The following is a 14,301-nucleotide window of genomic DNA, read 5'->3' as shown; positions in this document are numbered from 1 at the left end:
GCACGCACGAGGGACGCCCCCACGGGACCGTCGAGTGAAGCCCCTCCCTCTTGTGGGGAGGGGTTGGGGAGGGGGCTTCGCTCCGCATAAAACCCCTCCCGCCTGCCGGCCACCCTCCCCACAAGGGGGAGGGTTAGGGGTGTCGCAGCGACTCACATCCCATATGCGACAATCCTGCACTAGAGGGGGGTAAGCCGCGGAGATCATCCTCATCGCCCCTCCCCCGATCCGGCGCGTTTGCCCGCCCTCACCCGGATCAGCGCCAGCACCGCGAGCGCGGTCACCATCACCACCGCGATCTCGCCCAGCGTATCCGTGCCGCGGAAGTCGACGATGATGACGTTGACGACGTTGGCGCCGTGGGCGACGGTCTTGGAATAGGTGTTGAAGAAATCGGTAAGCACGGTGTCGAACGGCGCCTGCGTCGACTTCAAAAGCAGCATCGTGAAGCCGAGGCCGCAGGCGACCGCGACCATGCCGTCGAAGAGCAACTGTCCCAGGGGCCGATGATCGCGGGGCGTGAGCCGTAGCCGCGTCATCACCAGCGCCAGGATGACGACCGACAGCGTCTCGACCATGAACTGGGTGAACGACAGGTCCGGTGCGCCGAACAGCAGGAAGATGACCGCGACGGCAAAACCCTGGATGCCGAGCGAGACGATCGCCGTCAGCCGATCCTTTGCGCGCAGCACGGCGATGAGGCCGATCACCGCGATTGCAAAAAACGCCGCTTCCTGGACCAGCAATTGCTCCGGCCAGGCGGGCATTGCCGGCAGTTCGCCGAACAGGAAGGGCGGGACGAGCAGCGTCACGGCCAGCAGGATGAAGGTGGCGGTGATGTAGATCTCAAGCCGACCCGGCTGGACGAGACGGGTAACGGCGCCCGAAAACCGCACCAGACCGGAGACGACATGATCGAAGCCGCGATCCGGGCCGGGACCGAGGCTTTCCACCGCCCGCACCATGAAGGCCCGAAGGTTCGTCAGCCGCCAGAAGGCGAGCGCGCCGAGCAATACGGTGATCGCCGACAAAAGCAGTGGCACGCCGAGATGCGGCACGGTCGAAATGTCGATGACGATCTTTTCGTCGGTGATCGCGCTTGCCATCGGCGAGGAGATGTAACGATGCGCCACGCCGGAAAAGACTGCGGCCGCCAAGCCGAGCACGGAGAGAACCACCGGGCCCAGCCAGAGCGTCATTGGTCCTTCATGGGCATGTTTCGGCGTCTCGACATGGGGACCGAGGAAGGGTTTCAGCGCCACGGCGAAGGCAATCGCGAACATCAGCGCATTGCCGATGACGGCGAGGCCGGTGAAAAACACGGCGCGCGGATTGCCGGCGGCGAGTGCCGCATAGATCTCCTCCTTTGCGAGGAAACCGAAGAACAGCGGCAGGCCGCCCATCGAGAGCGCCGCCAAAAGCGCCGCGCCGAAGGTGACCGGCATGGCGGCGCGCAGGCCGCCGAGCTTGGTGACGTCGCGGGTGCCAGCCTCATGATCCACCGTGCCGGCGACCATGAACAGCGCGCCCTTGAACAGCGAATGTGCGACGAGATAAAGCACCGCCGCCTCGACCGCATGGGCCGAGCCGAAGCCGGTCAGCATGGTGAGCAGACCGAGCGAGGCCATCGTCGTATAGGCGAGCATCAGCTTCAGGTCCGTCTGGCGGACGGCGAGGAAGGTGCCGGCAATCAGCGTGATACCGCCGAAGAAGGGCAGCAGGATCACCCAGGCGGGCGTATCCCCCATGACCGGGTTCAGCCGCATCAGCAGGTAGACGCCGGCTTTCACCATGGTCGCCGAATGCAGGTAGGCCGAGACAGGCGTCGGCGCTTCCATGGCGTTCGGCAGCCAGAAATGGAACGGAAACTGTGCCGACTTGGTGAAGGCACCGGCAAGCACCAGCAGCAGGGTTGCGAGATAGAACGGGCTCTGGCGCAGCCCGTCGCCGAGATGCACGAGCAGTGAAAGCTGGGTGACGCCGGTGATGTTCCAGAGGAAGACCAGGCCGGCGAGCAGGCAGAGCCCACCGCCGCCGGTCACCACCAGCGCCTGAAGTGCTGCACGCCGCGCCGCCTCCCGCTCGTGATCGAAGCCGATCAGCAGGAAGGAGGTGATCGAGGTCAGTTCCCAATAGACGAACAGCATCAGAAAACTGTCGGAGACGACGAGGCCGAGCATGGCGCCCATGAAGGCGAGGATGAAGGCCATGAAGCGCCCCTGCCCCTCATGACCCTTCATGTAGCCGCCGGAATAAACGACGATCAGGGTGCCGATGCCGGTGATGAGAAGCGCGAAGGTGAGCGACAGGCCATCGAGGAACCAGGAGAAGGAGAGGTTGAAGCTCGGCGCCCAGGCATAGCCCCCGGTCACCACCTCGCCGGCGGCGATTTCGGGCAGGAAGGTGCAGAAATGCGCAAACGCGAGTGCCGGAGCCAGCGCCAGGACGAAGGCGGCCCTGTCGCCCAGAAGACGGGTGAGGACGGGCGCCAGAACGGAAGCGAGGAAGGGAAGGAAGAGTGCGAAGAACGTCAACGCCGGCGCATTGGCAGCCATGTCATCTCCACGCTTCAGAAGCCCCACACCGCCCGACCGTTCGGAGGCAGGTGATTTTCTATGGGAAACCTGGCCCCGCCTCAAGCGGAACCGGACGAAACACACAGAAACGCGCGTTTTCGGGAATTTGATGGCGAGGGCGATCAGCGCTTAAGGGCGCGCCTTCGCGCCATTGGCGGCGATGGCCTCATGCAGTGCCATCACCGATGGTCGACTTTTGGTCAGAAACAAACTGGGGGCCAGCAAATGAGCTTGGCCCCCGACTTGATCTTGGTACACACCACTCAAGAGACTGCATGATCCCCGCGATCAAGGGGCCAGGTAGTCATTTACCGTCTCCCATGCGGTGGTTTGCAAGAATTTCGCCACCTCTTCATCGAAACCAGCTGTGTAACTGAGTCCCACCGGATTTTTCTTGAAGATTGCCGCGTAGGTCGTCAAAGCAGCCAGATACGACCCCGCTGCCGTCGGATGCCGCTTGTCGGCCGTGTACAGACTGATATCAGGGCGCTCTTTGACCGATCTGGCAAATGCCAATCCTGCAGGAATAACAAGAGCTTTGTTTTCATTTCCGATGCGGGTGTAGGCTTCGGCTAGTTGTTCGGTCATCTCCGGTTTGTCGAGATAAGCCCATGACATGAAGAATACTGGCTCTGCGCCGTTCTTCCTTACAGTCTCGGAGTGCTTTTTCGCATATTCGTAGAAAATGTCCTTCAACTGCGGATGAACCGGGCACTGGCTGCAATCCATCATGATCGCCAGGTCGAACAGGCGCTCCGGATTGTTGAAAGTGACGACGTTTTTGCTGTCGATCGTGTAACGTCCCACCGCGTTGGGCCGGAAGTACGAGCCGACATCGTGCCAATCGAAACCAGAGCCGCTTATTGTCACCTGAGCCGAGCGTAGCTTGTATTCAGGGTCAGCCGCTGCGAGGATTCTGGAGATAAACCCGCTTATCCCGTTGTTGAAGTAGAAGAAACTATTGCCGATATAGATGATGGATTCGGGACGCTCTTTTCCCGTGGTCTGAACTGCGGGTTTTAACTGTGCGAAACTTGGCGAGCTTGCCCACAGAAGAGCGGACACTACCAATAAGGCGGCTTTTGCGGAATTCTTTAGGCGTTTCATTATCTGATCTCCCTGTCCGATAACGCGGCTGAAACTGCTTGCTCATATTGGTTGCCACCGAAGCGCGCCTCACCTCTGGACGCGATTGCTGAAAGCATAGGCTCCTCCTCCTATTGGTGCTTTCGAGAAGAGAACAAGACACACCTCAGCGCTCGGCGAGTCTGCCGATCCGTGTATCCAGGCATTGCTTTGAGAAGCTCGCACTTCTCCTCCCTGCCCAAATAAATAAACGTACTATTCCGTTAATTCAAGCCAATCTGTTCACGCAGCGACAACGGCGGTGAATACCGCGCCGAGATAATGTCTGCCATTGTGACTGGGAGGTCAGATCGCGCGCGGCTGCACAGCTTGGATGAGTGCCGATTTCGACAGCTTACCAGCGCAGGCGTCCCCCCGGAACGGATGCGGCTTCTTGAGGGGGCCGAGGGGCCGAGCTTGGTATCGGGCCTCATTCGTGTGATCCGGCCATCCGTCATACTGCACTGTCTGGTATCATTCAGCCGAGAATTTCACCGTCACGCCGCGCTGCCGAAAATAGGCCTGCATCAGCTTCCTGCCAGAACGGTTGTTCTGCACGAGCTTGGCCGGGTCGAATACGGCCTCTTTCAAACCCGCTCGGGCCATCGCCGCCTTGAGAGCCGCGATATGCACGTCGATGTCGGCGTTGTTCGCCTGGAGCGATTCATAAATGCGGCCTGTTGCATCTGCTACGGTCGGTTCGCTCACTATTTCACTCCTGTTGTTGTTTGGCTGGCGCTTATCATGTTTTTTTCGGCTTGACCTTATTGTGGTGAAAAATCCGCTCGTCAATGTGCGGCGATAGATTGGAACATCGCGTCCGCTTTCGACGATGTGAACCCGAAGCAGGCCAGCGGAAACCAGCATTGCGGTCCAGGTGCTAGGGCAACAATGGGCCAATTGCGGTCATAGCTCCGCGTAGATCCGGTAAAGGACCAGAGCGACCAATGCTATCACTGCGACGGCAAAGGCCCGCTCCACCCAGCGGAGCCACCGCGACTTCGCTGGTGCCCCAGAAAAAATCCCGCTAATTAAATTCCCAAGGAAATCTACCAACTCGCTCATCGTACCCCATTGGGACCAGCGCAACGCGCCTATCATTGCGCTGCATGTCTTTTGATTGGGTTACGACGTCCGCAACCGGCCCCGAAACAGCCATGCCGGCATCCGCTCTCCAATCGCGGACTTTTCCTTCGCCGCCTCGATGCCTATCTATGGGGAAACGAAAGGAACCTTGCGATGTCCGATGTCATCACCCCGAAAATCCAGAAGACCGATGCGGAATGGCGCGAGATCTTGACGCCCGAGCAGTACCGCATCCTGCGGCAGGCCGGCACCGAACGCGCCTTTACCGGGCCCTTCTGGAACAGCCATGAAAAGGGTCTCTACAGCTGCGCCGCCTGCCACGAGCCGCTGTTCGTCTCCGATACCAAGTTCGATTCCGGCTGCGGCTGGCCGAGCTATTTCGAGGCGGTGAATCCGGAGGCGATCACCGAAATCCGCGACGTGTCGCACGGCATGGTGCGCACCGAAGTCCGCTGCAGCAATTGCGGCGGCCATCTCGGCCACGTCTTCCCCGACGGCCCCCCGCCGACCGGCCTGCGCTACTGCATCAACGGCCACGCGATGGATTTCGAGGCGATGAAGTAAAAGGCGCTACCACCTCCGGGCAGAAAATGTGGAATATTCCTGTCGCAGACTGTCGGTCGCATGATTTTGAATTTTGCGAGCGACTTTTGCGACAGCACCCTGCGCGATTCTTTCAGCGCCCTGAATCCTATTGCCAAACTTGTGCGGACAACCGCTCCGGCTTCTGCCGGAAGCAGTGAATGGTTATCTCGGGCCGGAAAATCCGGTTCGGTTCACCGGCGTCTTGGTCGATGGCCTCTGGGATTATCGCGACAAATGCGATGCCAGAAAATCGGCCGCGCTTTGATGAGCTGCGCCGGCGTTCCGGGTTCCCGATCTCAAGAAAAAGTCGTGTGCCCCGCCTTCATATAGATCGAGAGTAACGGGCCCTCCCAGTTTTTGCGCCGTCCTCTGCAATTCGCGACCGGTCGATACGGGAAAAGTCTGATCAGCGCCTCCCCAAATCAGCATTAGGGGCGGCAATGAATGGACAGGTTGCGAATAGCCGTTCGGAAAACCGCCATCGACCAGCACCACAGCAGCGATGTCGGATCGCCCGACCGAGGCCGCCGAAGCGATCTGCGCACCAAGGGAGATGCCAAGAACGCCAACCTTACCCCCGTGGCGCGGTTGAGCCTTAAGGTAGGAGGCCACACCTTGAACAGCCGAAACCCAATCCGGCAATCGCCGTGCATAATAGGCTACCCGCGCGCTTGCGCTGCCTGCCTTGGCGATAGTGTCAACGTCGGCCGCCGACAGAGCGTGAACGAGATAGGCTTTCAAGCCTGCCGCTTGGAACGTCTGCCCAATCTCGCCATAGACGGGTGCTCCAAAGCCCTTGCTGCCGCTCAAGATCAGGACTGCCGGACATGTGACGTTCACGCAGTTCCCGAAACTCTCAACCGGAACTCCGCCCTCAGGCGTCGGCACGGTGAATTGATGCCGAGACAATTGGGCATTGGCGCCTGCTGCAAACAGAGCGACGATGAGAGCGGACATGGTGCTGCTGAATAGACGCATGAACCTGTATTACGGCTCTTTGGCTCCGCCGTCTCAATAATCGTCGCTGATCTCGAGCCAGTAGCCGTCCGGGTCCTGCAGGTAGACGGACCGGACGCCGTCGGCACGGGTGTAGATCCGGCCTTCGTTTCTGGCCAGATCGCCGTATTTCGTGCCGGTTGCGGCGATGTGGGCGACCGTGGCGTCGAGGTCGGTCACGGCGATGCAGAGATGGGTCGACATGGTGACGTAGGTTTGGCCGAAATCGCCTTCGATCAGGTGGATCGACTGGCTGTCGCCGATGCCGAACCAGCGGATGTTGGGCTTGCGGGCCTTGCACTCGATTTCCGGCAGGCGCAGGACCCGCTGGTAGAAATCGGCGCTGCGGGTGAGGTCGCGGACCATGATGGACAGGTGGTTTATGCGAAGCGACGCGGCCATGGTCTCCCCCAATCAGCTCTCGCGGGACCGCCTGACATCAGGTCGGGTCCTTGTCGTAGACGATGATCCCGGGCGGCAGCTGCACCCAGGAATGCCGGCAGTAGTCATAAACCGAATGCGGGGCCGCGGAAAGCCGGGATACCCTGTACGTTACACCGGCAGTTCCACCGTGAACGCAAAGCGGGCCTTTTGCCCCGCAGCAAGGGCCACGCCGTAGGGACGTTTCGCCAGGTCGTCCGAGCCGCCGAGTTCGGCGGCGGTGCCGTGCCAGGGCTCGATGCAGATGAAGGGGGCGCCGGGTTTTTGCCAGAGCGCCAGGTTCGGCAGGTTCTCGAAGGAAAATTTAAGCGCGGGACCGCCCTCGGCGGCATAGGTCAGCCCCTCGCCCGCCCCTTCCGGAAAGATCATCGCATCCGCCTCGAACATCGCATGGTCGAGCGTCAGGCTGCCGGCCTTGAAGGGCGACGGCAGCTTTTCCGGGCTGACCAATCCGCCCTCCAGCCGCGTCAAAGCCGGTTCGGCGCCGTTGTCGAGGGTGATTGTGTGGGCCTTGTCCGCCGCTCCGGGAATCGGCCAGGCAAAGGCCGGGTGGAACCCAAGGCCGAAGGGCATCGGTTTTTGGTCGCGGTTCTCGACTTCGGCCGCGACCGTCAGCGTCCGGCCATCCAGCGAATGCTCGACCGCCAGCAGGAATTCGAACGGATAGACGGCGCGTGTCGCGTCGGATGCGGCGAGTTCGTAGCGGCACATGGACCCGCTCGACGAGGCGAGCGTAAATTCGCTGCGGCGGGCAAAACCGTGCTGGCCCATCTCGTAAGGCTTGCCCTCGACGCTGATCCGGTTTTCCGGCGCCTTGCCGACCATCGGGAAGAGAACCGGCGACCGGCCGTTCCAGAAGGCGGCATCGCCATTCCAGAGAAACGAGCGGCCATCGGCGGCTGTCAGCGCCTGCATCTCGGAGCCGAGCGACGAGATGTCGACGGTCAGGTATTGGTTGGAGATGCGGGTGACGTCTGACATGGCGGCTCCTTCTGGTTCCGGTTCGGAATCATGGCCTCATCTTTGCGCGCCAGACGTTTCCGTTCAATGACGCGCGGGGTCTTTCGAGCGTCAAACGGCGGCGAGCCAGCTCTGCTCAGTCTTTCGCGACCTCGCCTGCATATTGATCGTCCGTCACCGCGCCCAGCCATTCCGCCGTGCTGCCGTTCAGCGCTTCCTGGATGGCGATATGGGTCATGGCGGTGATCGGGGATGCTCCGTGCCAGTGTTTTTCGCCGGGCGGGAACCAGATCACGTCGCCGGGCCGGATGGCCCGGACCGGCTCGCCCCAGACCTGGGCGAGGCCAGCGCCGGCCGTGACGAGCAGCGTCTGGCCGAGCGGGTGGGTGTGCCAGTCGGTGCGCGCGCCCGGTTCGAAGGTGACCGAAAGGGCGCGGACCCGGGCCGGCTCCGGCGCCTCGACGATCGGATCCAGCCGGACGGTGCCGGTGAAATATTGTGGCGGGGCCTTCGAAGGCTGCGATCCGCTGCGCTTGATGTCCATGGTTCGATCCTCGCTGAACGACTGGTTACACTTCATATAGGTCAGGACGGCATATAGGTCACAACGGGCGCGGCGCGGCATCCAAAAATCCTTGACTTCGGTTTTCGCACGTTTATGCCTTTCAGTCGAAGAGCGTCGGCCTTTGAGGTTCAGTTTGCCTAAGTAATCCCCGGTCTCGACAGGTTCACCCTCCCATGTGTGGAAGAGCGATGACGCTTGCCCGCGTGGGAACACTGTTCATCGGGGTGGCGGCTTGAGACCGGTTTGGCATTGATCGTGCCAGTGCGGCCTCGTGCTGCCCTGAACCGTCCGACTAAGACCTCCGACGCTTATCTCCCCACAGTCCGGACCTTCGCCACACCGTGCGCGCCCTGAGAGGGCTTCTTGAGTGCCGTTTCCCGCATGAACTTCCTGACCGGAAGATCAAAACGGCATGTGCGACATCCTCCATCTCGAATGGACTGCAACCCCTAAAACTCCACCTCGGCCGATCCTTGCCTGCAGCGGCTGCGGGCTATCGAGACCGTTCCGCTCCAGCGGCCGCATCCGCCTCAACGCCAATGGCAAGCGGCTCGATGCCTGGCTCATCTACAGATGCATCGCCTGCGACGGCACCTGGAACCGGCCGATCTTCGAGCGGCAGAGCATCCGGGCGATCGATCCCGTCATGCTCGACGCGCTGCAGGCGAGTACGCCGGACTTCGTGGCCCGCATCGAATTCGACGCTCAGGCGCTGAAGGCCAAGGCCGGACGCATCGAGGAAAGCGACGACATCGAGACCCGCAAGGCAGTGCTGCGCCACGATGCGGATTGGCGGCGAATCGCGATCACGCTCGCCCTGCCCTACCCGACCGGCCTACGGCTCGACCGGCTGCTGGCGGCGGAACTGCCGCTGTCGCGCAGCCGGCTGCAGGCGCTTTTCGACAGGCAAGAGATCCGGATCGGGCCGGAGCGGAAGGACGCGCTGAAACGCGGTATCCGCGACGGCACCCTCATCACGCTCGACCTGCGCGACGAGGCCGAGCGGCTAGTGGTCGGAAAAGCGGCGATCGGGAGAGCGGCGATGGGCGGCTGATCAGCGATAACCGCTGGCGTCGGCCGGTTTGCCGGGCTCCTGCACCTCTTTCAGGTAGCGCCAGCAATCCGGCCGCGAGCCGTCGACATCGTCGAACTCGTAGACCTTGGCAAGGCCGCCGCTCGACCGCGACTGGCCGTTCCAGCGGGCCCGGTCCGGATCGGCGGCAAGCGCTGCCACCGCCCGGCCGATGAAGCGCGGCGTTTCGGAAATGCAGAAATGCGGCTGGGCGACCAGAGCATCCCGCCAGTTTTCCTCGGTCACCTGGTAGATATCCAGCATCATCTCGGATCGCATCCAGCCGGGCGTGATCGACACCGAGGTGCTGCCGACCTTTTCGAGATCCTTGCCGTGCGCCCAGGCCATGCGCGTCACCGCGGTTTTGGCGAGGTCGTAGAAGGGCGAAAGGCGATAATGCTCGGCATTGTATTCCGCCGTGCCATCGGTGACCTCGACCAGCAGGCCGCCCGGCTTCCCGATCATCAGGTTCAGCGCATGATGGGCGGTGATCAGGTGGGTATCGATCGCCAGCCGCAGCATGCGCAGGCCCTTTTCGAGGTCGTGCTCCCAGACCGGCTTGTCCCATTCGAACAGATGTTCACCGCCCCAGATGTCGTTGACGAGGATATCCAGCCGGCCCTGCTCCCGGCGGATGCGCTCGACGAGCGCTGCGACATCCTCCGGGACGAGGTGATCAAGCGGCACCGCGATGCCCGTGCCGCCGGCTTGCGTCACCAGTTCGGCGGTATCCTCGATCGTCTCCGGCCGCCGGTATTCCGACTGCTTCTGCCGCGTCGTCCGGCCCGTCACATAAACGGTTGCGCCGGCCGCCCCGAGTTCGACCGCGATACCCCGCCCGGCACCGCGCGTGGCGCCTGCCACCAGCGCGATTTTTCCCTCGAGCGGCTTTTTGTACACGTGCGACATGACTGCTCCTTCCCTTCCGGTTCCGTATGGTTAGAACTGGCGCTTCAAAACGAGGCAATATATAAACGTTTATTCGTTTATAATTCGAGAGGCAAGATGGCGCGACCGAAAACCATGCCGGACAGGGACGTACTGGCGGCGGCACTGAAGGTGATGCACGAAAAAGGCCCGGAGGCGCTGACCTTCGCCTCGCTCGCCACGGCCTGCGGCCTTTCCGGCTCGACGCTGGTGCAGCGCTTCAGGAACAAGGAAGAGCTTGCCCGCGCCGCGCTGCTGTTTGCCTGGGACGATCTGGATGCCAAGACGGAAGCGGCGATCGCCGCCGCGCCGAAGACGCCTCAAGGTGCCGTGGAACTCCTCGTTGCGCTTTCCGGAGACTATGGCGGCATCGAAGCCTATGCCGAAGGCCTGCTGATGCTGCGGGAGGATTTTCGCGATTCTCGCCTGCGCGCCCGGGGCTTTGCCTGGGGCGAGGTTCTGTCCACCGCGATCACCGCCTGTTTTGCGGCAACGCCGGGCGCGCCGGACAATATCGGCATGCTGATGGCCTCGCAGTGGCAGGGCTGCCTTCTCTGGTGGGGTTTCGATCCCGCAGGGCCGATCGACGCGCATGTGCGCAGGAGCCTGGAAGCGTTTGTCGCAGCGGTGCTGCCCGGACAATAGAAAAGGCCCGGGATCTTCCGGGCCTTTCGTTTACCGTCCGGCTCAGGCCCCCGGTTCAGGCGATCCTGCCGCTGCGCTGCGGGCGAAGAATGGCAGCCAGCCTGCGGCAGGCGATCAATAGCATTTCCGTCTTCAGCGACACGATCGCGACACCACCTAGCACGATCGCGGTGGCGATGATCTCTCTCAGGCTGACGGGTTCACCCAGCAGGACAAAACCGAGGATAATCGTCCAGGGCGGCAAGAAATAACCATTCATCGAACCGATGGTCGGACCCGCCTTCTTGAGGATGTTCATGTAGAGAACGATCGGCAGGGCCGTTCCGAACACGCCGAGGACGAGAAGCAGCGGCAGGTTGTCGAGTGCCGGAGAGAAGGCCGAAAGACCGCCGAGATAGATCATCACCGCGAAGGTCGGCAGGCCGGAAAACAGCTGCTGTCCCAGCGCCAGCCGGACCGGCTGAGCACCGGGAATGCCGCGCACATAAAGATTGCCGAGCGCATAGCTGACCGCGACGATGGCCACGGCGCCGACGCCGCGAAGGCTGACGTTGTCGGCACCGAGCGCCGCCGGGCCGATCAGCAGGACCATGCCGCCGAAGCCGGTCGCAAGCCCGAGCGCCACTTTCGGCGTCAGCCGCTCGCTGGCAAACAGCGCCTGCGCCAGAACCGCGACGACGAGCGGCGTGGAGGCCTGGATCATCGATGTCAGGCCCGCCGAGATTTCCGTCAGCGCGTAGGCTGTCAGGCTGTTCGGGACGACGCCCTGCAGGAAACCGAGGACGACCCAGTCGCGCATTTCGCGTCCACGCGGGAGAATGTTGTGGCCGGAGACGATCATCCAGATGGCGATCAGGCTGCCGCCCATCAGCCCCCTCACCGCCGTCAGCGCGAGCGGAGAGAGCGCGATGCCGGCCAGCTTCAGGAGAATGAAAGCGCCTCCCCACAGGAAGGAACAGGCAAGCATCTGCACGATCAGCGGAATTTCAAAGGACTTCCTTGCGGCGATCGAAGGCATGGTCGTTTCCTCACCTATTTATCTTCAGGTGAAGATATTTGCTCCCAATTTATCTTTATGTCAAGATAGTTTTATCGAGACGGAGAATCGGAATGGCGCAGACGCAAAAAACGCAGGATCACATCGACCGGGCGCGGGCCCAGTGGGCCAAGCAATTGCCGGATCTCGACACGGGCCCGATGGAGATTCTCGGCCGCGTCTACCGCCTGTCGCGGCTGGTCACGCCGTCGATCGAGGCGACATTCGCATCGTTTCAACTCGATCGCGGGGAATTCGATGTCGTGGGCACGCTGTTGCGCTCCGGGCCGCCCCACCGGCTGACGCCAACGGAGCTCTACCGGTCGCTGATGATCGCCTCCGGCAGCCTCACCCACCGTCTGGGCCGGCTGGAAAAGGCCGGCCTGATCAAGCGCGTCCCGTCCGACAGCGACGGCCGCAGCCTTTCCGTGCAATTGACTGACGAGGGCATCGGCCGAGCGGAGGCCGCGTTCCGGCAGGACATGGCGAGCGAGGCGGCGGCGATCGCGGGCTTCGATCCGGAAAAGAAGGCACAGCTTGCAGACCTGCTGCGGGAACTGAACCTTGCCGTCGAGGCCCATCTTTCACGACAGGGACCGCCAGAACCGACGGGGGACTGACGCAAGGCGGGCTCACACGGAAACGAGCTTTCGACGTGGCGGCAAAGTCATGGCGGCAACGCCTGCGACGACGCAGACGAGGCCGGCCCATGCGCCCGGATGCAGGCTTTCGCCGAGAAAAACGACGCCGATCGCCACCCCGACGGGCACCCGCAGATAGGCCTGCGACGTCGCACCGACCGAGCCGAGCGTCTGCATCAGCCTGAAATAGATGACGAAGGCGAGCGCCGTCGAAAATACCGAGAGCGCCACCAGCGCGAGGATCGATTCCATCGAAGGCTCGAGCGTCCAGGGCCTGTCGACGATCAGGCTTGCCGGGACCAGCAGCGCGGCGCCGCAGACGAGCGAGCCCGCCGCCGGCATGATCGGGTCGAGACCCTTGAAGTTCTTGCCGAAGATCGCCGCGCCGGCATAACACACCGTCGCCAGCACGATCGCCAGCTGCGGCACCAGTCTCTCCCCGAGGCCCGACAGCGCTTCCACGCCGATCACCATGCAGATGCCGACCAGCCCCGCGCCGACGCCGAACAATTTTCGCACCGTCACCGGCTCGTGGCGGGTGATCAATGCCGTGATCAGGAAGGCGAAAATCGGCGTGGTGGAATTGAGGATGGCCGCAAGCCCGGCATCGGTCGATTGTTCCGCCCAGGCGATCAGCGTGAAGGGAATGGCGCTGTTCAGGCAGGCCTGGAACAGGAAGCGCGCCCAAGTGCCCCCGTCGCGCGGCAGTTTCAGGCCGCGCCAGCGGATCACGGCAAGCAACACCGCCCCGGCGATCAGCGTCCTCAGCGCGATCAGCGTCACCGGAGGGATTGTCCCGACGCCGATCTTGATGAACGTATAGGAAGCGCCCCAGAGCGTGGAGAGCGCCAGAAGCAGCGCCAGTTCCCTGGTCATATTCGGTGTGTTCGGCATGATCTCGCCCGGCCTGTTCGCATTTCGATGCGGGTGTTCTAGGTCAGGACGACGGGCGGATGCTTCGGTGCGGATCGAAGTGTTCCGATACGTCGCCGCTCGAACGGCAGCGGCTGAGCGCACTTGCGGGCGGGCACCGCCTGTTGCAATGATGCGGGCTCACTCAAGGAACACGATATGCCCTCGACCGAGCTGTTTCTCGCCTTCCTCGCCACCACCATAGTGTTCGCCTACATACCCGGACCGGCCATGCTTTATGCCGCTGCCCAGACGCTGGCGCGCGGGCGGTGGTCGGGCCTGATGGCCTCGCTCGGCATCCATATCGGCGGTTACGCACATGTGTTCGCCGCAGCCGCGGGGCTTTCAGTGCTGTTCCACGCGGTGCCGATGCTCTACCTGGCGGTGAAGCTGGCCGGCGCCGCTTATCTCGTCTGGCTCGGAATCTCGCTGTTCCGCGCCAAGGCGGCCGGCGATCTCGAACTTCCCGAGATCGCCCAGAAATCCGGCCGGCGGGCGTTTTTCGAAAGCATCACGGTGGAAGTGCTGAACCCGAAGACGGCGATCTTCTTCCTCGCCTTCCTGCCGCAGTTCATCGACGCCTCGGCCGCCTTCCCCATCTGGCTGCAGTTCGTGATCCTCGGCACGATCGTCAACCTGATGTTCTCGTCCGCAGATATCGTCTGCGTGCTGCTGGCCGGCGCGGTGATCACCCGGCTGAAGCGATCGAGCGGAGCGCAGAGGCTGATGCAGAG

At 62.5% G+C, this 14,301-nt stretch carries 15 protein-coding genes; 5 read left to right on the top strand and 10 right to left on the bottom strand.

Annotated elements, in window-relative coordinates; all coding sequences use genetic code 11:
• Positions 1-209: 209 nt before the first annotated feature.
• From C5J22_RS30640 to C5J22_RS30625, 3 genes are all read right to left on the bottom strand, one after another.
• A complete protein-coding gene (locus C5J22_RS30640; RefSeq protein WP_105441351.1) occupies positions 210-2,555 on the bottom strand; it encodes a putative monovalent cation/H+ antiporter subunit A in 2,346 nt (781 codons plus the stop codon).
• Between the two features lie 309 nt (positions 2,556-2,864).
• Positions 2,865-3,683 carry a hypothetical protein gene (locus tag C5J22_RS30630; protein WP_105441350.1) on the bottom strand — a complete coding sequence of 273 codons (819 nt, stop codon included), beginning with the start codon at positions 3,681-3,683 and terminating at the stop codon, positions 2,865-2,867.
• 492 nt (positions 3,684-4,175) lie between these two features.
• Positions 4,176-4,412: a hypothetical protein gene (locus C5J22_RS30625; RefSeq protein ID WP_105441352.1), complete on the bottom strand. Its 237-nt coding sequence runs from the start codon at positions 4,410-4,412 to the stop codon at positions 4,176-4,178.
• Positions 4,413-4,940: 528 nt separating this feature from the next.
• On the opposite strand from C5J22_RS30625, the gene msrB reads away from it, so the two are divergent.
• Positions 4,941-5,351, top strand: coding sequence for a peptide-methionine (R)-S-oxide reductase MsrB (msrB, locus tag C5J22_RS30615; protein WP_105432358.1), 411 nt, complete (start codon positions 4,941-4,943; stop codon positions 5,349-5,351).
• A 243-nt stretch (positions 5,352-5,594) separates the two neighbouring features.
• Here the strand turns inward: msrB and C5J22_RS30610 are convergent, their stop codons facing one another.
• The 4 genes from C5J22_RS30610 to C5J22_RS30590 form a co-directional block, all read right to left on the bottom strand.
• A complete protein-coding gene (locus C5J22_RS30610; protein ID WP_245440619.1) occupies positions 5,595-6,329 on the bottom strand; it encodes a dienelactone hydrolase family protein in 735 nt (244 codons plus the stop codon).
• Between the two features lie 54 nt (positions 6,330-6,383).
• Positions 6,384-6,770 carry a VOC family protein gene (locus C5J22_RS30605; protein ID WP_105441347.1) on the bottom strand — a complete coding sequence of 129 codons (387 nt, stop codon included), beginning with the start codon at positions 6,768-6,770 and terminating at the stop codon, positions 6,384-6,386.
• A 150-nt stretch (positions 6,771-6,920) separates the two neighbouring features.
• Positions 6,921-7,790 carry an aldose 1-epimerase family protein gene (locus C5J22_RS30595; RefSeq protein WP_105441346.1) on the bottom strand — a complete coding sequence of 290 codons (870 nt, stop codon included), beginning with the start codon at positions 7,788-7,790 and terminating at the stop codon, positions 6,921-6,923.
• 115 nt (positions 7,791-7,905) lie between these two features.
• Positions 7,906-8,313, bottom strand: coding sequence for a cupin domain-containing protein (locus C5J22_RS30590; protein ID WP_105441345.1), 408 nt, complete (start codon positions 8,311-8,313; stop codon positions 7,906-7,908).
• A 433-nt stretch (positions 8,314-8,746) separates the two neighbouring features.
• Between C5J22_RS30590 and C5J22_RS30585 the strand changes: the two genes are divergently transcribed.
• A complete protein-coding gene (locus tag C5J22_RS30585) occupies positions 8,747-9,388 on the top strand; it encodes a DUF1062 domain-containing protein (RefSeq protein WP_105441344.1) in 642 nt (213 codons plus the stop codon).
• On the opposite strand, the gene C5J22_RS30580 is transcribed toward C5J22_RS30585, so the two are convergent.
• Positions 9,389-10,315 carry an SDR family oxidoreductase gene (locus C5J22_RS30580; protein WP_105441343.1) on the bottom strand — a complete coding sequence of 309 codons (927 nt, stop codon included), beginning with the start codon at positions 10,313-10,315 and terminating at the stop codon, positions 9,389-9,391.
• 96 nt (positions 10,316-10,411) lie between these two features.
• Between C5J22_RS30580 and C5J22_RS30575 the strand changes: the two genes are divergently transcribed.
• Positions 10,412-10,978, top strand: coding sequence for a TetR/AcrR family transcriptional regulator (locus tag C5J22_RS30575; protein ID WP_105441342.1), 567 nt, complete (start codon positions 10,412-10,414; stop codon positions 10,976-10,978).
• A gap of 55 nt (positions 10,979-11,033) precedes the next feature.
• Here C5J22_RS30575 and C5J22_RS30570 read toward each other — a convergent pair whose 3' ends face one another.
• Complete coding sequence (locus C5J22_RS30570; RefSeq protein ID WP_105441341.1) at positions 11,034-11,996, bottom strand: DMT family transporter; 963 nt, start codon at positions 11,994-11,996, stop codon at positions 11,034-11,036.
• A 92-nt stretch (positions 11,997-12,088) separates the two neighbouring features.
• On the opposite strand from C5J22_RS30570, the gene C5J22_RS30565 reads away from it, so the two are divergent.
• Complete coding sequence (locus C5J22_RS30565; RefSeq protein WP_105441340.1) at positions 12,089-12,634, top strand: MarR family winged helix-turn-helix transcriptional regulator; 546 nt, start codon at positions 12,089-12,091, stop codon at positions 12,632-12,634.
• A 12-nt stretch (positions 12,635-12,646) separates the two neighbouring features.
• Here the strand turns inward: C5J22_RS30565 and C5J22_RS30560 are convergent, their stop codons facing one another.
• A complete protein-coding gene (locus tag C5J22_RS30560; protein ID WP_105441339.1) occupies positions 12,647-13,549 on the bottom strand; it encodes a DMT family transporter in 903 nt (300 codons plus the stop codon).
• Between the two features lie 177 nt (positions 13,550-13,726).
• Between C5J22_RS30560 and C5J22_RS30555 the strand changes: the two genes are divergently transcribed.
• On the top strand, positions 13,727-14,301 hold a 575-nt coding region (locus C5J22_RS30555), incomplete at its 3' end, for a LysE family translocator (RefSeq protein ID WP_105441338.1).

The sequence above is a fragment of the Neorhizobium sp. T25_13 genome, assembly GCF_002968675.1.
Taxonomy (GTDB): Bacteria; Pseudomonadota; Alphaproteobacteria; order Rhizobiales; family Rhizobiaceae; genus Neorhizobium; species Neorhizobium tomejilense.
This window is presented reverse-complemented; position numbering and strand designations above follow the sequence as displayed.